Raw genomic sequence first — 19,676 nt, 5'->3', positions numbered from 1 at the left:
TTTACGATTTTGTAAACATTCCCATCACGTGGGTCAGTGAAGGTGTCTCCTATCTCACAAACTGGTATCAAATCGTAGTCTTCTGAAAATGATATGGGCGTTCCTAGCCCTTTTTGTATAATGGAAAACGTGACCTGATCACATTTATCCCATCCCTTATCGAGTGGGATGGAAAAGGTGGCAGTGTAGCCGGAAGGGACGGCTTTGAATTCCTTTTTCTTTCCGTCGATCTGGATCGCAATGGAGGCTTTTGCTTGGGATGGCCCTGCTGTGATCTCAAATTTGGCCTTTACCACAAACCTGTCCTCGGTGTTATAGGCTTTGTAGGAGACCTTTTTTGTGTTGATGCCGGAACTTTTGCTTTTAGAATCCCTTATGGCAAAATAATTCGCGCTACCGGGTTCGATGCAATCGGACTCACAGTCCGAACTGTAGACCAAGCGGGCACCTATCGGATCTTCGTCAGGTTCGAGCGCAATACCGTCCATATCCACGAATTCTTCCGAAACCTGTACAGGCGCTTCCTCGGGAGCTAATTGCTCACAGGAAAAAAGCAAACCAAACGCAAACAAAACCACCAAGTAGTTTTGGATGCTCTTCCTTTTTAGTATTTCCATCTTTTTTGGGTTTTTGATTGGAACTTAACTTCAAATAAAGCTACCTCCATCGGGGGAAAATGGGAATGATGACAGGCATCAGAATGAGTGATTTTTATCATTAAAATACTGTAAATCAGTAAATTGAAAGACTATTTCCAAACGTTCAAACCTAAATCAGGCTAATCATCTAAAAAGCATACCCTACTATTAGGACAATTGGAAAACGAACAGAATCGAAATCAAACATTAATTACATGCTGTCAAAAAAAGTCGTGGCATAAGTGCTATTTACAATTTTCTGGAGAACCTCAGGATTCAAAAAACATAAGTTCCGACTTGACCCGTCGAAACTTATGATTCAAGCTAACCTCAATGTCCTTCCGTATCCCGATCCGAGAAATCGGTTTTGGCGTAGTTCCAAACCTTGATATTGTCGATGACGCCACCGGCACCCCAGGTATCCCAAGCCACAAAGTTTCCAATTCTAAATCCACCTTCTCCAAATTGTCCTACATGAGCCATGTCACCGTTATCAAATTCCATGTTAAATCCAATCACCTCTATTCCATTTCTAAACATTTTCATCCTTTGGCCTACAGTCCAGTTTGCATCGTGAGAAATCGCCAAATGAATCCATTCATCTTTCGGGAAAAATTCAGAATAATTCTGTTGGTTCCCAAGGTCGATCTTATGCCTGCTTACCCAATCCCCTGAATTATTGTTAATTGTAAAAAACAATTGCCACGATCCAACATATCCACTATGGCCTGTAAAATCGACAATTCCAATTCCATTATCTTCATAGGCTCCAGAAATGAATGAGTAACCCTCCCAGTCCTCAACAGTCCTTTTATACCAAAATTCTATACAAAATGCGCCAAGTGGGATGACATTTCTTGGGCTGAAAGGAGAATGCACTTCCCTTTGTCCATCATATTGGGGCACAAATAATCCATTTCCATATTTACCAATTTCAAACAACATCCCTGATCCCGGAAACAAATCAGGTCCAAACTCACTGTTGGTGATTTCTTCAAAGGATCCAAGTTTATTCCAAAGAATTAGTCCTTCATGGGTATCCTCACAGACCGGTATCAAATTATAGTCTTCTGAAAATGATATCGGAGATCCAAGACCATTTTGGACGATCGAAAAACTAACCAAATCGCATTTTGCCCATCCTTCCGAAAGCGGGACCGAATAGGTGGCGGTGTATCCAGAAGGTACCTCCTTGAATTCCTTCACGCTTCCATTGATTTGGATTACAATCGAGGCCTTCGCCTGAGAGGGCCCGGAGACAACCTCGTATTTGGCCTTTACCACAAACTTATCCTCGGTATTGTAGGATTTGTAGGTGACTTTTTTTGTGTTGATCCCGGAACTTAGGCTTTTGGAGTCCGTTATCGCAAAGTAGTTCCCACTGCCCGGCTCGATGCAATCAGACTCACAGTCCAAACTGTAAACCAAGCGGGCACCTATCGGATCATCTTCGGGTTCAAGCGCAACCCCGCTCATATCCACGAATTCTTCCACAACCTGTACAGGCGTTTCCTCGGGAGCTAACTGCTCGCAGGAAAACAACAATCCAAACGCAAACAAAACCACCAGGTAGTTTTGGATGCTCATTCTTTTTAGCGTTTCCATCTTTTTTTGGGTTTTGAATTTGACTAGTACATTTTTGAATTCAGCTACTACTTTAGGTAGATTTTCGGAGTAATTACAGGTATCAAAACCTGTTATTTTCATCACTATTTCGCATCCTTTGAAAAATCAAAAGAACATGACACTCGATTCATGACTTAAGAAAATTTTCCAGGTTGAGGCTTGGAAATACCTAAGGGACTTCCGTTATGGGTAGGAGATTTCCAATGATTTTTCCGTCTGCTTGTTGCTTTTGAGGAAATCAGTTGTGGCAATTTGGTAAGTAAAAAAAGAATTTTTGGAAATCGAATACTCCACACTACAATCTGGACTGTATCAATACAAACAAAATTCGAATTGTGACGACCAAAAAGAAATACCCTAAACGAGGTATTTTGAACTAATCAGTTATTCAAATTCCGGGCATCAGGTGCAGCAATCCTGAAAGGTTGTGGATCTTGAGCTTCTTATAAATCCGCTTTCGGTGGGTGCGGACCGTGTGTGGACTCAGACTCAGTTTTTCAGCGATTTCGTTGGTCTCATACTGACAGAATATCAACTGCATGATCTCCATTTCCCGATCCGAAAGTTGGTAGTCGTCACGCAGTTTATTGAAAAAGTTACTCGTGAAGAACTTCACACCCCGTGTCTTCCCGGGGGGAAAGTAAGGTTTTCCGTCCAAACACAAGTCTATTGCCAAATGCAACCTTTCAAAATTGGCGCCTTTACCTACGTATCCCTTCACCCCCTCTAGACGAAAAAGCTCAATCGTTGACTCATATTCGTGGTTACCAATCAATAGAATTTTTAGATCGGGCTTTTTGATCAAAAGGTGCCTGATATCCGACAAGGCATCTCCGGCATAATCATCCAAATCAATGATCAGCAAATCCAAATTTTCCCCGTTTTCGAGTTTGGATAATAACAGTTGGGAGTTTTGGAAGGGCTCTATCTTTTGAAAATGAAGGTTCGACCTTAAAAGACATTGCAGCCCTTTGGAAAACAATTCAGAAAAAGAGTATATGCCGATTACCATAGATAAGAAAAAAATACTCTCGTAGATGGAAATTTGGGCAGTTTGTTTCAAATTTTGAATTCCTAGGAGGTTTATTTTCCTGCTTTGTTTTCGAACATCATGATTTGTTAACGGGATTGTAGGGCGGCGTAAAAAGGACCGGAAGCAAATAGCTAAGGAGGTGTATCTGATCGTGAATCAGGAAAAAGTAAAAGAGCGGGTAATCGGTCTCGAACCGACGGCCTTCAGCTTGGGAAGCTGACGCTCTACCAACTGAGCTACACCCGCTTTTTGTATTCCAAATCTAACCAAGTGCCTGCAATTTCCAAAAGGGAAAACCCGCAAATCCTAAAAAATAACAGACTCGGCTGTTGATCCCAAATTAACAATTAGCGCACCGAACTCCGCACCACAATCGTGCGCACGGGATTGATGGGATCGTTGCTGAAAATGGTAATGTGTTTGTGGTCGATGCCCCTCCTACCCTTCGGATCAAAGGTGAAGGCCAACTCGGTCCTTTCACCGGGTTGCAAGGTGTCCTTGCCAAGCGTGGTCACGACGCAGTTGCAATTGGTGCTGACCTTGCGGATATGCAGCGGTTCCTGCCCTGTATTGGTCATCGAAATCGTCCGGCTTACTTTTTGGTTGGCGGATATTTCCCTCAAGTCAAACTCCGTCTCCGTAATGCCCAACCTTGGAACCATATTTTCCATGCTTTTTGGCACTGGCGGGAAATATTCATACACCACAGCCAAGACCCGAAGCCCAAGATCCTCCCCTGGTTTCAGTTTCAGAGAGATTTTTTCTTCAAAAAAACCAAGGTCCTTCTTTGCCTCGCCATTATACTCCATGACAAGAAGCCCTCGCTGACCGGGCTGAATGGCATCCGGCGCAAAGGATAGCGATAGGTAATCCGAAATTCGGGCACTTTCCTCGGCCAAGCTGATTTCTTCGCTACCAAAATTATGGACCTCGACATATTTGATCTTGGGCTCGTTGGTAAACACATACCCGAAATTCACAGCGCTTAGCCGCATGCCGACACTTCCCATCCGATGGGGGAAGTCCATTTCGGGGTTTTCCGAAAGCGGCATATTGATTCCCTCCAAAAACAGGGTGTCGCCATAGATATCCTCGTTTGTTCGGACGATGATGCCTTTGGAAAATTCACCCCCCCTTTGTTCGGGGTTAAACTGCACCTTGATACTGCCGATCTGGCCCGCGGCGATGCTGTCTTTGGAATATCCCACAGTCGTACAACCACAATCGGGCACGACATCTGTGATCAAAAGGGGTACCTGGTTTTCATTTTTTGCAAAAAACTCCACTTCAACAGGACCCTTTTCATCCAACACGGGTCCGATGTTGATCTTTTTGGTTTCCCAGGTAAAGGTTTTGCGCTGAACAGTCTGTGCTGTAAGGTTTTCAGTGGCAAAAACGGCTAAAACGAGCGAGGCGATAAGGGTAATTCTGTTTTGCATACGGGCAAATAACGTGAAAATTCAAGCCAATTGTACCTCGAATTGTATTATTTTGCGGCAAATTTTACAACCATGGCAAGAGTCCTGACAGGTATACAAAGCTCCGGAAAGCCCCATTTGGGCAATATCCTCGGGGCTATCATCCCTGCTATCGAATTGACAAAAAAGGAAACAGACGAGTCGTTTATCTTTATCGCTGACCTGCATTCCCTCACCACCATCAAGGACGGTGACGAAAGGAAAAACAATACCTTGGCCGTCGCGGCTGCTTGGTTGGCGTTTGGGTTGGATATCCAAAAGACGGTTTTTTACAGGCAATCGATGATTCCGGAGGTCACGGAATTGACTTGGTACCTGAGTTGCTTTACGCCTTATCCGATGCTTGCCAATGCCCACAGCTTCAAGGACAAATCCGATCGCTTGTCGGACGTGAATGCGGGCCTGTTTACCTATCCCGTACTCATGGCTGCGGATATCCTGCTTTATAGCGCCCATATCGTGCCCGTCGGCAAGGACCAATTGCAGCATTTGGAGATCGCGAGGGACATCGCACAGACTTTCAATAACAGGATGGAGGAGGAAATCCTCGTGGTGCCCGAAGCACGGATTTCCGAGGAAGTGATGGTCGTGCCAGGAACCGATGGCTTGAAAATGAGCAAGTCATACAACAATTACATCGACATTTTCCTTCCTGAAAAGGAACTGAAGAAAAACATCAACAGCATCGTCACGGACAGCACGCCACTTGAGGAACCCAAAAACCCGGATACTTGCAACGTATTCAAACTCTATTCCTTGGTTGCCAGTCCTACCCAAACGGCGCAATTGCGGGAAAAATATCTGGCCGGCAACTTCGGTTATGGACACGCAAAGATGGAATTCATGCAGGTGATTCTGGAGAAATATGGAGAAGCCCGAAAAACCTACGATTACTTCATGAACCATCCCGCCGAGTTGGAAGCCAAATTGGCGGAAGGAGAATCCCGCGCCAAGGTGATTGCACAGGATGTATTGGGAAGGGTTAGGAGAAAGTTGGGGTTTGTGTAAGAGGTGAGACACGAGACTTGAGACTCGCATACCATGTTCAAAGTACAAAGTATCCTTAAATCAACCCCAAGAATCGAAGTGTTACGGCCGTGGATTATGGACTATTGACTATTTGAGTACCAAGTAAGAAGTACGAAGAACCAAGTATCGGGAATCCGAATCGGGTATTGAAGTTCAATTCCCGAAGCTATGGACTATGGACTATGGACTTCGCCACAAATAACTCAATAACCAACAAACAACCACAAGAATTGAAGTTCGATTGCCGAAACCATGCACTATCGACTATCTACAGACTCCCCACCATTAACTCAGTAACCTAATAACTATTAACTATTCTCCCCTTCCCCATGAACAACCGCCAACTCTTTCTCTCCCACCTTGCCCAGACGACGGATTTTCCGCTGATGATCGAGGTGGAAAAAGCAGAAGGAGTCCATCTGTACGGACCAAACGGGGAAAAATATATCGACCTGATTTCGGGTATCGGCGTCAGCAACGTTGGCCATCGGCATCCGAAGGTGCTGCAAGCGATCCAAGAGCAATTGGACAAGTACCTGCACCTGATGGTCTATGGCGAATATGTGCAATCCCCCCAAGTCCAATTGGCCAAAGCGCTTTGCGAAACCCTCCCTCCCAGTTTGAATAATGTCTACCTCGTCAATTCGGGCAGTGAGGCCGTAGAAGGTGCGCTCAAATTGGCGAAGCGCTATACCAACCGCAGGGAAATCATCTCCTGCGTCAACGCCTACCACGGTTCTTCGCATGGTTCGCTTTCCGTCGGCGGCAACGAGATTTTCAAACGGGCTTACAGACCACTTCTCCCCGGAATTCGAAACATCCGCTTTGGGGAATTGGAAGATTTGGAGTTTATCAATGCCGATACCGCAGCCATCATTTTGGAAACGGTGCAAGGAGAGGCAGGTGTCAGAATCGCCGAGTACGGCTATTTCCAAGCACTCAGAAAACGCTGCAATGAGACCGGTACGCTGTTGATTTTGGATGAAATACAGGCCGGATTTGGACGTACGGGCACTTTTTGGGCATTTGAGCAATTCTTCATTGTTCCAGACATATTGGTTTGTGCCAAAGGAATGGGCGGCGGGATGCCGATTGGTGCATTCATTGCCAACAAAGACGTCATGGGCGTTTTCAAAAATAACCCGCTTTTGGGCCATATCACGACCTTCGGCGGACATCCTGTGAGCGCTGCAGCTTCTTTGGCAACAATTCGCGTAATTCAAGAAGAAAACCTTTTGGCTGGCGTCGAATTAAAGGCAAATCTTTTCAAGGAACTCCTCAAACATCCCAAAATCAAATCCGTCCGCAACAAAGGCCTGATGATGGCGGTGGAGTTCGAATCTTTCGAAGTCCTCAAGCCCATCATTGACCGTGCAATCGAAAAAGGTGTGATTACGGATTGGTTCCTATTCTGTGATGACGCCATGCGAATCGCACCGCCTTTGACGATCTCGGAAAAAGAGATTCGGGAAGCCTGTACGAAGATTTTGGAAGCGATCGAAGGCTGAACGGGATCGAGTACTTCAAAATGATCCTGTCAAAGCTTCCTATATTTCAAAAAATAATCTAATCAAAAAATGCGAGAAGCCTTGTCCCTGTGGCTGCGAAAAGCTCCCAGAAACGTATTTTTGTTCGATGGTGCAGGCGCCGCAATGTCGGCTATGCTCATCCTCGGACCCCTATGGTTCTTTTCCGAGGAAATCGGTGTTTCAAGGGATTTGCTGTGGCTGCTGGGGCTGGTGGCATGCCTTTTCTGCCTATACGATTTGATCTGCTTCGTTTCCGTGAAAACGGAGAAACCGAATTTGCTGAAGGTGATCATGCTGGCAAATCTTTCCTATGTTTTGCTAACCATGTGGATCCTCTTTATTCAAAGAAGCGAAGTGACTGCCATAGGATGGCTATATTTTATCTCAGAATTCCTTGTGATTGCATTTGTGATCAAAACCGAAATGGATATCCTTAAAGGTTGGACCGGAGGAAAATCCGAAAGTCGAGAGGCAAAATGAGCTATAGGGTGAAACTTATATTTTGAAAGCCCGTGTTTTTTGGAAGAAAGACAGCACTTCCGCCAAATTCCTTCGGGTAAATTCATTTTATGACAAGAAAGGTTTCATTATTCAACGGGACAAAGTTTATTTTGTCAACCAAGACATTATTTTGGCCATGATTCAAACCAGCCACCTTTTTCCTGTTTTGGATGAAAAACTGATCCAACTCCTTCGGTCTTTGAATTCCGAAGATTGGGAGAGAAAAACCATTTCCCCAAAATGGACCATCAAGGACATTGCGGCGCACCTGCTTGATGGCAATATCCGCTCCCTGTCGATGCTGCGGGATGGGTATTATGGGGAAAAACCAGAGAAAGTCAATTCTTACGCTGATTTGCTCGATTTTCTCAACGGGCTCAATACTGATTGGGTAAAAGCGATGAGACGTGTGAGTCCTCGGTTGTTAGTCGATTTGCTGGAAATAACGGGAAAGGCATATTGTGCGCATATTGCATCTTTGCCTCCATTAGAACCTGCCGCTTTTTCGGTTGCTTGGGCAGGTGAGGATGTTTCCCTAAACTGGTTTCATGTCGCTCGGGAATACACCGAAAAGTGGCACCACCAACAGCAAATCAGGTTAGCAGTCGATCTGGAATCCGAGTTGTTTCAGGCTGAACTTTACCGTCCTTATCTCGAGACGTCGATGCTGGCCTTGCCGCACCATTATCGGAAAATGGAAGCTGAAGATAATACCTTGATTAAAATTCAGGTAAGGGGTGAAGGCGGAGGCGATTGGTGGTTAATACGAAAAACCGATGCCTGGGAATTGGTTATCCATCCAGACAAAATGCCGGATGCAGCGGTTTCCATTCCTGGGGAAATTGCCTGGAGGATTTTTACCAAGGGAATTACAAAAGAAGAAGCAAAGCTGCTTGTAGAGATATCTGGTCAAAAACACTTGGGCGAACACATACTGAGCATGCTGGCAGTAATGGCGTAGGTTCGTGCAGTATTCCGACTCAATTCAACCTTTCTTCCAAATACAGGACTTGTCCGTCCTGCTTCAGCCTCTGCTCTAACACTTCAAAAGATAAGTCCTGAACAGCACTTTTTTCATCAATTGCCATTGCAGCTGCCGTCGCTGCGGATTGTCCCAAGATCATGAAAACCGGCTCCATGCGAATTGACCCAAAGGCCGTGTGGGAACTCGAAACGCAGACTGGCACGAGGAGATTGGTACAGTCTGATTTTTTTGGAATGATGGTTCCGTAGGAAATACGATAAGGCTCCTTTGGTTTGACGCCGATATCTCCTTCGTTCTGCACGTAGCCGTTGGGGCCAACAATCCGCTGAGCATTGTGCGAATCCAAATGGTAGGAGCCCATTCCCACGGGTCTTGGGACCACTTTATCACCCAAAACATCATGTTCGGTCATGACATAATCGCCGAGCATCCTCCGTGCTTCACGCACATAAATCTGATGCGGCCAGTTCCCGTTGTCGGTGAATTCATCTTTTGCCACGCCATATTCATTGATCCGGGCCCGGACTTCTTCAGGCACTTTGGGATCATTTGCCAAAAAGTACATCAAGCCTTTCTGGTAATCCTCATGTTCCTTGATGATTGCCCTACGTTCCTCATAGCTTGCCTCGGGATAGGCATAGTTCTTTCCAATGTAGTCTGTACTGAACGGACCATGGTTGTTGGTATCGGTCTTGAGGTTTGGAATCGGGTCATATTTGTCAAAGGTTTCTCCCCATCCTGCAGCATAAACCCGCGCCAATAGTTCGTAACGCGCTGGATCGTAGTTTTCTGGCTTTGGAAACGGTACCCTGTTATCTGGGTGCTTGCTGAGGCACATTCGAAAATTGTAGGCTTGGATTTTATCATCACCTGTACCGTTTTCCGGGATTTTTTCATCTGAAATCTCGGGAAGGAGTCCAGAACTCGGATCTCCGGGAATCACATAGGGCGAAATGCTATCCCTGAAATAATGGCCATGCTGAAAAACGCCAAACTGTACACCGTTCCACTTTTCCCCATAGGTGGCATTGGATTCCCTGCCGACATGATAGGGTACACCCGCGGCCGCCATCAAATCCCCTTCGTAGGTAGCGTCGATGAACATCTCTCCTTTGAATACTTTACCGGAAAGCGTTTTGAAGGAAACGATCCTTCCTTCCTGTTTTTCAACACCGGAAGCTCTTTCTAGCCATTCGTCTCTAAAAACCTGAATATCAAATTCTTTTACAAAATCCTCAAAAACCTGCTCGGCGGCATGGGGCTCAAAAATCCACATGGTCCGGGCATCGCCATCGATCGCCGGCGTACCCTGGCCGACGTTTCCATAGTCGGCCTTTGCTTGCCATTTCCAGGATTCTTCTTTTTGGTAGTGCAAATAGATCCGATGGTAAAATTCCCTCGCCAATCCTCCAATCACCGACTTGTCACCGGTATCCGTAAAGCCCAATCCACCCGCAGAAAGCCCTCCCAAATGCTTATCCGGTGATACCACCAAAACCGACTTTCCCATTTTCTTGGCCTGTAATGCAGCGATAATTCCTGCCGAGGTCCCACCATACACGATAATGTCAGCTTGATATTCGGATTCGTTGCTTGGTTTCTGACATGCATTGAAGATCATCGCTGAAATCAAGAAAAGACATAGCATCGTGAGTTTATTCATGGCTGAGGTTGGTCGGTTGCAGATGAAATTACGATTTGATACTTAAATGGGGAACAATTCTATGACCAAAGGCTTGTAGTTTTTTTGAATTACGGTCCCGCTGAATGTGATGGAAAACGAAAAATGAAAAAGCCGATCTGGCGTATCCAAATCGGCTTTTTCGATGGCTTGAACGAGAAAGCTATCAGACGATGTATTCGTTCAACAAATTCTCATAAAGCTCCTGCTTGCCGCTGGTTTGCTTAGGCTCGCCGACAGACAAGGCATGGGACCTAAGGTCTTCCAAAGTCAATTTGCCTTGCTCAAACTCTTTGCCCTTACCTGCGTCGAAGGAAGCATAACGCTTTTGACGGAGTTCGGAATACGCTGAGTTAGTGATGATTTCATTGGCAATCAACATGGCCCTTGCAAAAGCGTCCATGGAACCGATATGGGCCAGGAACAAATCTTCCAAATCCGTTGAGTTTCTGCGCACTTTGGCGTCGAAATTAACACCACCACCTTGGAGACCACCACTCTGCAGGATCACGAGCATTGCCTCGGTCAATTCCTGCAGGTTGAGCGCAAATTGGTCGGTGTCCCAGCCGTTTTGATAATCTCCCCTATTGGCATCGATTGAACCCAACATGCCGGCGTCAGCTGCGACTTGCAGTTCGTGTTGGAAAGTGTGTCCGGCCAATGTAGCATGGTTGACTTCTACGTTTATTTTGAAGTCTTTGTCCAATCCATGGTGACGTAGGAATCCGACTACAGTCGCGGAGTCATAGTCATACTGATGTTTGGTGGGCTCCATGGGCTTTGGCTCGATAAAGAACGTACCCTTAAAGCCTTGCTTGCGGGCATAATCCCTTGCCATGGTTAGAAACTTGGCAAGATGTTCTGTCTCACGTTTCATATCGGTATTCAGCAAAGACATATAGCCTTCGCGTCCACCCCAGAACACATAATTTTCTCCTCCGAGTTTGATGGTCGCATCAATGGCATTCTTCACCTGCGTCCCAGCCCAAGCCACCACGTCAAAGTCCGGATTGGTCGATGCACCGTTCATATAGCGCGGATTGCTGAAGACATTGGCCGTGCCCCAAAGCAATTTCACACCAGTTGCCTTCTGCTTTTCCAATGCATAATCTGTGATGATCTGCATGCGTTTTTCATACTCCGCAATGCTTCCACCTTCGTCGATCAAATCGATGTCATGAAAACAATAATAAGGAGCACCGATCTTGGTAATGAACTCAAAGGCTGCATCCATTTTGTCCTTCGCCCGCTGAATTGGGTCGGGGTTGGCATCCCAGGGACGAACCATGGTACCCGGACCAAAGGGATCTGCTCCTGTCGCGCAGAATGTATGCCAATAGGCAATGGCAAACTTGAAGTGTTCCTTCATGGTCTTGCCAGCCACGACTCTGTTTTCATCATAGTATTTGAAAGCGAAAGGGTTTTTAGATCCTTTTCCTTCAAACTTGATTTTTTCGATAGTTGGAAAATAGGTTTTTGACATGTTATAAATAGGTTATTGAGTTATTGTTTTTCAAGCTGACAGATTATAGACCAAAGACGATAGCCTGCATTTCGAAACCAAATTGATAATTTATAATTATGAATTCACGATTAGCCTTTTACTTTCTCCAAAGCCGCAACCCATTGTGCATATACCTCTTGGTACTGATTGGTCTTTTTGGCGTTTGGTTCAAGGGTGGAGATGCGCGAAAGACTTTGAAAGGCTTCTTCTTCATTCGCGTAAATCCCCGCACCAATCCCCGCACCTCGCGCTGCTCCTTGTGAACCATCGGTATCATACAATTCCAGCGTCACTTCATTCATATTGACAAAAGCCTCTCTGAATAAGGGACTTAAGAACATATTGGCATGTCCAGCTTTTACCGTATTGAGGTTCATCCCCATGTCTTTCATGATCTGAAAGCCATAAGTCAATGCGGCAACGATTCCCTCTTGACCTGCACGGAGCAAATGTCGCTTGTCATGCTTCAGCAGATTCAATCCTGAAAGATGTGCGCCCACGGGTTTGTTTTCCATAATCCGCTCTACGCCGTTACCAAAAGGAATGAATGACAGTCCGTCTGATCCGACCGGAACTTCCGCTGCCAGGGCATTCATATCTTCGTACCCTATGCTGTCGCCTCCGATCAGCCTCTTCAACCAAGAATTCAAAATCCCTGTGCCATTCACGCAAAGCAATACTCCATAGCTCGGGGCCTGCCTGCGATGATTGACGTGCACAAAAGTATTGACCCGAGACTTAGGGTCATATACCGCTCGTGTACTCACACCGTAAACCGTGCCTGAAGTGCCGGCGGTCGTTGCCAGTTCACCTTCCTTCAATACTTTAAGGGAAAATGCATTGTTGGGTTGATCTCCTGCCCTGTAGGTCACAGGCACGCCCACATCGATTCCCAAGAGCGATGCTGATGCCGCCGATACTTTCCCCTGTTGGGAAAATGAAGGTACGACATCCGGGATCAGTGAGCGCTCGAACTTGTAGTGATCCAAAAGATCCTTTGAAAGGCTGTTTTTTTGGAAATCCCAAAAAATCCCTTCGGACAGCCCGGTCTCAGAGGTCATGGTTACGCCGGTCAACTTTAGAGCGATATAGTCGCCTGGAAGCATGATCTTGTGTATCTTCTGATAGATTTCAGGTTCGTTTTCCTGCACCCACTTCAACTTGGAAGCAGTGAAGTTGCCAGGCGAGTTCAACAAATGGGGAAGGCAAAACTCAGCCCCCAGCGACCTGAATGCTTTGTTGCCGATACCTACTGCGCGACTGTCACACCAGATGATCGCGGGACGAAGCACCTTGTTGTATTTGTCGACACAGACCAAGCCATGCATTTGGTAGGAAATACCTATCGCTTTGAGCTCCCCTGGTTTGATGTCTCCCTCCTTTACGAGCGCCTGGGTGGCGTCTACTACATATTTCCACCACATTTCTGGATCCTGTTCCGCCCAGTCTTTCTTCGGCGCGTCGATGGGCATTTCTACTTTCGGCAATGCCTTTGAACCGACAACCCTTCCCGAATCGGCGTCAAGCAAAGTGGCTTTTACAGACGAACTACCGATATCGTACCCAATCAATAATCTTCTTATTGCCATGATCTTACCAGAAAATGATGTACAAAGCAGCGATGATACCGGCTATTAACATAGCGCCGATCTTGAAAGTGGTACTTGTCCTGAAAAGCTCCTTGTTGACTTCGATGCTCTTGGGATGGTCTTTACCTTTGCCCTCGTAAAGACTGATCGCGATGATCAATGCAGAAATGATCAAGAATACCACGCCCATCCTATCGATGAACGGCAGGTTTGGAAGCCCGAATTTCAACACGGTGGACAATGGAATTGTCAAGATCGCAGCGGTAAGCGCAGCATTGGATGTCGTTTTCTTCCAAAATACACCAAAGAAGAAAATCGCAAATACACCCGGAGAAACAAAGCCCGTGTATTCCTGGATAAACTGGAATGCCTGATCGAGATTGCCCAATGCAGGAGCAACAACGGCCGCAACTACAAAAGCAACCAGTGCGGTAATCCGACCTACTGCTACCTGTTTGGTTTCCGAAGCGTTCTTATTGATAAATTCCCTGTAAATGTCCATCGTGAAAATTGTGGAAGTACTGTTGGCCATCGACGCAAGGGAAGAAACAATCGCCGCAGTCAAAGCAGCAAAGGCAAGACCCTTAAGCCCTGTCGGTAAAATCTGCAGCAAAGTTGGATAGGCTCTATCGGACTTGATCAATCCCGTAACTGGATCGTTCATCGAAGCGATGAAATTGACATCAATACCGTTCTTCACGATCACCCAAGCCGCAATACCAGGAATCACGACGATCAAAGGCATCAAAAGCTTCAGGAATCCTGCAAAAATCACCCCGAGTTGCGCTTGGTTGAGGTCTTTGGCGGCCAAAGCCCTTTGGGTAATGTACTGATTGAAGCCCCAATAACTCAGATTGGTAATCCACATTCCACCAACCAATACACTGATGCCCGGAAGATCGAGGTAGGCGTCCCTTACCCCGCCTTTACCGTCGGAAATCATCATTTCTCCTTTGGAAAAAATCATTGAAAAATGTCCGGGTACTTCCTTTCTCAACATTCCCAATCCTTCCCAAGCATCCCCCCCTCCAACTATTTGTAGGGCAATATAAGTCGTAGCCAAGCCACCCGCTATGAGAAAAATGACCTGTACAACGTCAGTCCATGCAACTGCCTTGAGACCGCCGTAGATCGAATAAACCATAGCAAATAGCGCCAACCCGATTATCGCAGTCGTCATCGGAATGTCCAAAATGGTATTCAAGCTCAATGCGCCGAGATACAATACCGAAGTGAGGTTTACGAACACATACAGCAAAAGCCAAAAAATAGCCATCGTCGTCCGCACCCTCGAGTCATACCTATCGAGCAAAAAGCCCGGCATGGTGTAAATGCCTTTTTTGATGTAAACCGGGAGAAAAAAGATCGCCACAACCAAGAGTGTGGCAGCTGCCATCCATTCATATGTGGAAATCGCCAAACCCATCGCAAAGCCGGATCCCGACATCCCGATGAACTGCTCCGCCGAAATATTGGAGGCAATTAGGGATGCTCCGACTGCCCACCAGGGCAGCGCTTTGGAGGCGAGGAAATAGTCTTTGGAATCCTTGACGTGGCCCTTTTTTTCTCGCGAAACAAAGAGGCCCATCCCAATGATCAGGCAGCAATACCCGACAAAAACAATTAGGTCTAATGGTTCTAATAGCATGGGTTATGGTTTATTGTTTTGGTTTTTTGTTCGGAATCGATTGAAAAGAATATTTTTCATTTCTAAACCGTAATGTTTCCAAATATAATGTTTTCGGCAAATCCGCTAACTGTTTTTGTATATTTATCGGGAACCAAACCTGTTGAACGGCATGAAGCAATTTACCCTCAGCTTGGCCTTTTTCCTGTGCTTTTCGCTGACATTCGCAAACGACGGATATAAGCTTTGGCTGCAATATTATCCCTTCGAAAATGCAGAGCATGAGGCCTCTTGCTTGCCCTATTTTTTAAAGATTTCGGTCGTCGGGAATTCACAGACTATCTCCGTGATAAAGGAGGAAATAGAGATTGCTGCCGAAGGATTCTTTGCCAAAAAACATAAACCTGAATTCCAGCAAAACCCCGACGCACGCCTTTGGATCGGAACAATCGAATCAGTTCCCGCAAACCTTCAAGCAGCTTGGAAATCTGAATTGTCGCAAATCACGGAGGAAGGATATTGGATCAAGTCGCAAGCTGGTAGGCTGTATATTATTGGAAAAACAGATAAGGGCCTTCTCTACGGGACATTCGGCTTTTTGAAAGCTGTCCAGACCAGAACCCCGCTTGATGGATTTGAAATATTGGAAAACCCGAAAATCCAACTCCGCCTGCTCAACCATTGGGACAATCTAAACCGTACCGTCGAGCGCGGCTATGCTGGATTCAGCATTTGGAACTGGCACCGGTTGCCCAAGCACATCGACCAACAATACATCGATTACGCGCGGGCGAACGCGTCCATCGGCATCAATGGAGTTTCCGTGACCAACGTCAACGCCAACGCCTTGGTCCTGACGCCTGAATATTTGGAAAAAGCGAAAGCGCTTGCGGATGCGTTTCGACCCTATGGTATCAAGGTCTATCTGACTGCCAGATTCAACGCGCCCATGATTTTGGACAACCTACCGACAGCAGACCCACTACACCCTGCAGTGCAGCAATGGTGGAAAAACAAGGCGAAGGAGATTTACGGATACATCCCTGATTTTGGCGGCTTCCTCGTCAAAGCCGACTCCGAGGGCCAACCCGGACCACACAACTATGGCAGGACCCAAGCCGAAGGTGCCAATATGCTCGCAGAAGCCGTCAAACCTTTTGGAGGAATCGTCATGTGGCGTGCATTTGTCTACAATGAAAAAACCCCGACAGACCGTATCCGACAAGCCTATGACGAGTTCAAGCCCTTGGACGGAAAGTTTCGGGAAAATGTGATCGTTCAGGTAAAAAACGGCCCACTCGACTTCCAGCCCCGTGAGCCTTTCCATCCGCTATTCGGTGCCATGCCGAAGACCCCTTTGATGATGGAATTCCAAATCACCAAAGAATACCTGGGGCAGGACACCCATTGGGTAAATTTAGCAAGCATGTGGCGGGAAATACTTGACGCCGATACCTACGCCGAGGGAAAAGGCAGCACGGTCAGCAAGGTCCTGCAGGGCAAGGTCCACCCCTATTCCCTGACCGGCATCGCGGGAGTTGCCAATATCGGCACCGATCGCAATTGGACCGGGCATCCGACGGCCCAGGCCGATTGGTATGCCTTTGGCAAGCTCGCTTGGAATCCCGACGCTGATGTCGATCGAATTGCCACGGATTGGATAAAGATGACTTTTATGCAGGACCAAGATTTTATCAATACCACAAAGGGCATCATGATGAAATCCTACCCGATTCTCGTCGAGTACATGACGCCCTTGGGATTGCACCACATCATGGCGCGGAGTCACCACTGGGGTCCGGGACCTTGGGTAACGGGCGGAGGAAGGGAGGATTGGACAGCGACCTACTACCACAGGGCGACAAAGGATAGCATCGGTTTTGACCGTACTGCCGGCGGAAGCAACGCCCTTGCCCAGTATGCACCTGAATGGGAAAAAGCATGGGGGAATCCCAGCACAATCTCCTTGGATTACCTGTTGTGGTTCCATCGCGTACCCTGGGATTTCGAATTGTCCACAGGGAATACGCTTTGGAATGAAATGGCCTTGCGCTATCAGCGGGGCGTCGAGGGGGCCCGGTGGATGGAGGGGCAATGGATACAACTCGAGGGCAAAATTGATCCCGAACGATACCAACACATCGCATCATTTCTGCGGATACAGGTTGAGGAAGCGGTATGGTGGCGGGATTCATGCCTGCTGTATTTCCAGCAGTTTTCGGGAAAACCGCTGCCACAAAGCGTGGAAAAACCCCTGCATGACTTAAACTATTACCTCAACTTCAAAAGGAATTTTGTACCAGGAATTTAGATGGTCGAAAATGACAGGAAAAATTTTGTTTTACCCTTTTCTACCGTGATCGAGAATTGCTTTCCGATATCGTAGATCACCGAGTTTTTGCGAAGCTCAAGTTCCTTTGGGTCGAGCATTTGGAAGGCATGTAATATCGATGCCTCGTAGTTTTCTGGCCAGTATTCTTCCAATTCTTTGGTTTCCTCATTCATCTTGACCCAGCTCATTGCATAGTATACCACGTAACGTTCTCCATCCACCAATTGAAGAGTTACTTCATTCAATTTCTTGGGCTTGCGAATAAATTGTGCGTCATAGTAGGCGTGGGTTGACAGCTTTACTGAATATCTACGCCGTTTCAAAAAACCCCTTTCTTCGATGCCACGAACTTCAAAAAGCGCAAAATCGGATGGTTTGTGGCTATCAAGCGCATTCACCTCCTTTTTCTGTCCATCGATCTCCAACTCCAACCCCTTGGATTTCTTCCAATTTTCAAACACCTCGTTAGAAATGACCTGCTTTTCGGGCGGGGTTTGATACAAAAACCAAACATTTGATGCCCGATCAGATCCCTTTAATTCCAGTAATTTTTCATATGCCAATCCCTCAAGGAAGGGGAACTCGGTGATGTTCCCCCTTTGTTCGGGTGGAACTTGGTCGTACGCCCTTTTCAATGCGCCAATATCCAAACGAGCTAGGCTCAGAACATAAGGATTTTCAGGTTCCATTGCAGCGGTTAGGATTGCTTCATAGTCGCCTGTTTGTTCAGACAGAGCCGTAGCTTGCATATTCCAAGTACCATCGTATTTAGCCGGGCTGAGTCCAAGTAAAACCGTCAAAACTAATATCGCAGCAGCAAATTGAAGCCACTTTATCCGAGCCGGGTTCGCTTGTTTCCCGATCATGATTAGTCGCCTTTTGGTTTCGGAAAAATGGAAAGCACTACCAAACCCGGCGGAGTAAATATCATTCGCATTTACCTTGGAAAGCAAAAGCCTTTGGTAGTCTACCACCTTTCCGGATTGCCTGATAACTGCATCGTCCGCGAGGTATTCGTGATTAAGTTGGATATACCTTTTGTAGAGGAGAAAAACAGGGTTGAACCAAAAGACCACTTTCAAAAACTCTATCAAAATGATATCCAAAGTGTGCTTTTCCCGGATGTGGCAAAGTTCGTGACTGATAATGTCAGGCTCAAGCTGCCCGTGTTCATAGGCATCTTTGGAAAGAAACAAATACTTCCAAAAAGCAAATGGCTGGATCGGAACGCTCATCAACACAATCGTGTAGCCGGACTGTTTGAGTTTCTCGGCAGTCCTGATAGTCTTTGAAATCGTGAATAGCTGGTAAGCAAATCTTCCCAAAAAGAACCCCAGACCCAACAAATAAATCCCTATCAATACTTGCGTCCCGTTTACTCCAAGGTCAGGCTGGTTTACTATCCGATGCACCTGGTCTTCAGGAACCGAAATCACGGTGCTGTTTGCCCCCTCAAGCTCTGGTGTGGCAAAACCGTCGATACTTGCTTTGAGTATTTCAACAGGCCGCTGTGGGGCGAAAGGTTTTGATAACTCAACAAATGGAATCAAAAAACCCAATGCCAGGGTAAAGAGGAGAAAATACCGATTGAACACGAACATCTTTTCCCTTTCCAGAACCAACTGATAAAACAAAAGGAAAAGGACCAGGGCCAAAGTTGAAAGAAGAAGGAAGGAAATCATGGCTTTTTGGATTTTAGTTGTTCTTCGATAATGGCCTTTAGGGACTCCAACTGCTTGGTGTCCATGGCCGTCTCCCGTGTAAAGAAAGAGGCAAACTGACTAGGGGAACCATCAAAGAAGTTCTTTACGATCTCGTTGACCTTTTTGGAGAAATACCCGGATTTGTCCACAAGCGGGTAATATTCCCGCGAGTTACCAAAGGTGCGGTAAGAAATCGCCCCTTTTTCAATCAGCCGCTTAAGCAGCGTCGCTATTGTGGTGGGTGCAGGCTTTGGCTCAGGATAGTCATCCGAAATATCCTTCATAAATGCTGAACCCCTACTCCAGATAAAGTTCATCAATTGCTCCTCGGCGTTCGTTAAGTTCATATTCTACACGGATAGATGTTATTCTACAAATATAGAATAAATATTAAACTTATTGGTGTCAGGTTGAAAATTTC

General features: G+C 46.3%; 14 protein-coding genes, 1 tRNA gene and 1 pseudogene. 5 read left to right on the top strand and 11 right to left on the bottom strand.

Annotation, left to right across the window (positions count from 1 at the left end; genetic code table 11):
* The 5 genes and pseudogenes from C943_RS17620 to C943_RS17600 form a co-directional block, all read right to left on the bottom strand.
* Window positions 1-617 (bottom strand): annotated as a pseudogene (locus tag C943_RS17620) (hypothetical protein); the annotation flags it as partial.
* A gap of 351 nt (window positions 618-968) precedes the next feature.
* Window positions 969-2,243 (bottom strand): LamG-like jellyroll fold domain-containing protein, encoded by a 1,275-nt coding sequence (locus tag C943_RS21560; RefSeq protein ID WP_157198596.1) that lies wholly within the window; start codon window positions 2,241-2,243, stop codon window positions 969-971.
* Between the two features lie 409 nt (window positions 2,244-2,652).
* The gene (locus C943_RS21555) at window positions 2,653-3,135 is read right to left on the bottom strand and encodes a response regulator transcription factor (protein ID WP_008630575.1); all 483 of its coding nucleotides are present in this window, start codon (window positions 3,133-3,135) and stop codon (window positions 2,653-2,655) included.
* A 335-nt stretch (window positions 3,136-3,470) separates the two neighbouring features.
* Window positions 3,471-3,543: transfer RNA gene (locus tag C943_RS17605), tRNA-Gly, on the bottom strand.
* Between the two features lie 101 nt (window positions 3,544-3,644).
* A complete protein-coding gene (locus C943_RS17600; protein ID WP_008630573.1) occupies window positions 3,645-4,736 on the bottom strand; it encodes a DUF1573 domain-containing protein in 1,092 nt (363 codons plus the stop codon).
* A gap of 72 nt (window positions 4,737-4,808) precedes the next feature.
* Here C943_RS17600 and trpS point away from each other — a divergent pair, with 72 nt between their 5' ends.
* The 4 genes from trpS to C943_RS17580 all read left to right on the top strand — a co-directional run bounded on the left by trpS (window position 4,809) and on the right by C943_RS17580 (window position 8,795).
* A complete protein-coding gene (trpS, locus tag C943_RS17595) occupies window positions 4,809-5,783 on the top strand; it encodes a tryptophan--tRNA ligase (RefSeq protein WP_040481201.1) in 975 nt (324 codons plus the stop codon).
* A gap of 350 nt (window positions 5,784-6,133) precedes the next feature.
* On the top strand, window positions 6,134-7,312 hold the full coding sequence (locus C943_RS17590; protein ID WP_008630569.1) for an aspartate aminotransferase family protein: 1,179 nt from the start codon (window positions 6,134-6,136) through the stop codon (window positions 7,310-7,312).
* Window positions 7,313-7,381: 69 nt separating this feature from the next.
* Window positions 7,382-7,813: a hypothetical protein gene (locus C943_RS17585; RefSeq protein WP_040481167.1), complete on the top strand. Its 432-nt coding sequence runs from the start codon at window positions 7,382-7,384 to the stop codon at window positions 7,811-7,813.
* 22 nt (window positions 7,814-7,835) lie between these two features.
* The gene (locus tag C943_RS17580) at window positions 7,836-8,795 is read left to right on the top strand and encodes a maleylpyruvate isomerase N-terminal domain-containing protein (protein WP_008630565.1); all 960 of its coding nucleotides are present in this window, start codon (window positions 7,836-7,838) and stop codon (window positions 8,793-8,795) included.
* A gap of 19 nt (window positions 8,796-8,814) precedes the next feature.
* Here the strand turns inward: C943_RS17580 and C943_RS17575 are convergent, their stop codons facing one another.
* The 4 genes from C943_RS17575 to C943_RS17560 form a co-directional block, all read right to left on the bottom strand.
* Window positions 8,815-10,482: an FAD-dependent oxidoreductase gene (locus C943_RS17575; protein ID WP_008630563.1), complete on the bottom strand. Its 1,668-nt coding sequence runs from the start codon at window positions 10,480-10,482 to the stop codon at window positions 8,815-8,817.
* A 184-nt stretch (window positions 10,483-10,666) separates the two neighbouring features.
* Window positions 10,667-11,983, bottom strand: a complete 1,317-nt coding sequence (xylA, locus tag C943_RS17570) for a xylose isomerase (RefSeq protein ID WP_008630561.1) — start codon at window positions 11,981-11,983, stop codon at window positions 10,667-10,669.
* Between the two features lie 110 nt (window positions 11,984-12,093).
* Entirely contained in the window at window positions 12,094-13,587 is a 1,494-nt protein-coding gene (locus C943_RS17565) for a xylulokinase (protein WP_040481198.1), read from the bottom strand.
* Between the two features lie 10 nt (window positions 13,588-13,597).
* Entirely contained in the window at window positions 13,598-15,241 is a 1,644-nt protein-coding gene (locus C943_RS17560) for a sodium/sugar symporter (protein ID WP_008630556.1), read from the bottom strand.
* Window positions 15,242-15,392: 151 nt separating this feature from the next.
* Here C943_RS17560 and C943_RS17555 point away from each other — a divergent pair, with 151 nt between their 5' ends.
* Window positions 15,393-17,531: an alpha-glucuronidase family glycosyl hydrolase gene (locus tag C943_RS17555; protein WP_008630553.1), complete on the top strand. Its 2,139-nt coding sequence runs from the start codon at window positions 15,393-15,395 to the stop codon at window positions 17,529-17,531.
* On the opposite strand, the gene C943_RS17550 is transcribed toward C943_RS17555, so the two are convergent.
* Together C943_RS17550 and C943_RS17545 are read right to left on the bottom strand one after the other, a co-directional pair.
* Window positions 17,528-19,234, bottom strand: a complete 1,707-nt coding sequence (locus C943_RS17550) for a M56 family metallopeptidase (protein ID WP_008630551.1) — start codon at window positions 19,232-19,234, stop codon at window positions 17,528-17,530. The genes C943_RS17555 and C943_RS17550 overlap by 4 nt on opposite strands.
* Window positions 19,231-19,602, bottom strand: a complete 372-nt coding sequence (locus C943_RS17545) for a BlaI/MecI/CopY family transcriptional regulator (RefSeq protein ID WP_040481165.1) — start codon at window positions 19,600-19,602, stop codon at window positions 19,231-19,233. Before C943_RS17545 ends, C943_RS17550 begins: the two co-directional genes overlap by 4 nt.
* Window positions 19,603-19,676: the final 74 nt, after the last annotated feature.

The organism is Mariniradius saccharolyticus AK6, assembly GCF_000330725.2.
Taxonomy (GTDB): Bacteria; Bacteroidota; Bacteroidia; order Cytophagales; family Cyclobacteriaceae; genus Mariniradius; species Mariniradius saccharolyticus.
This window is presented reverse-complemented; position numbering and strand designations above follow the sequence as displayed.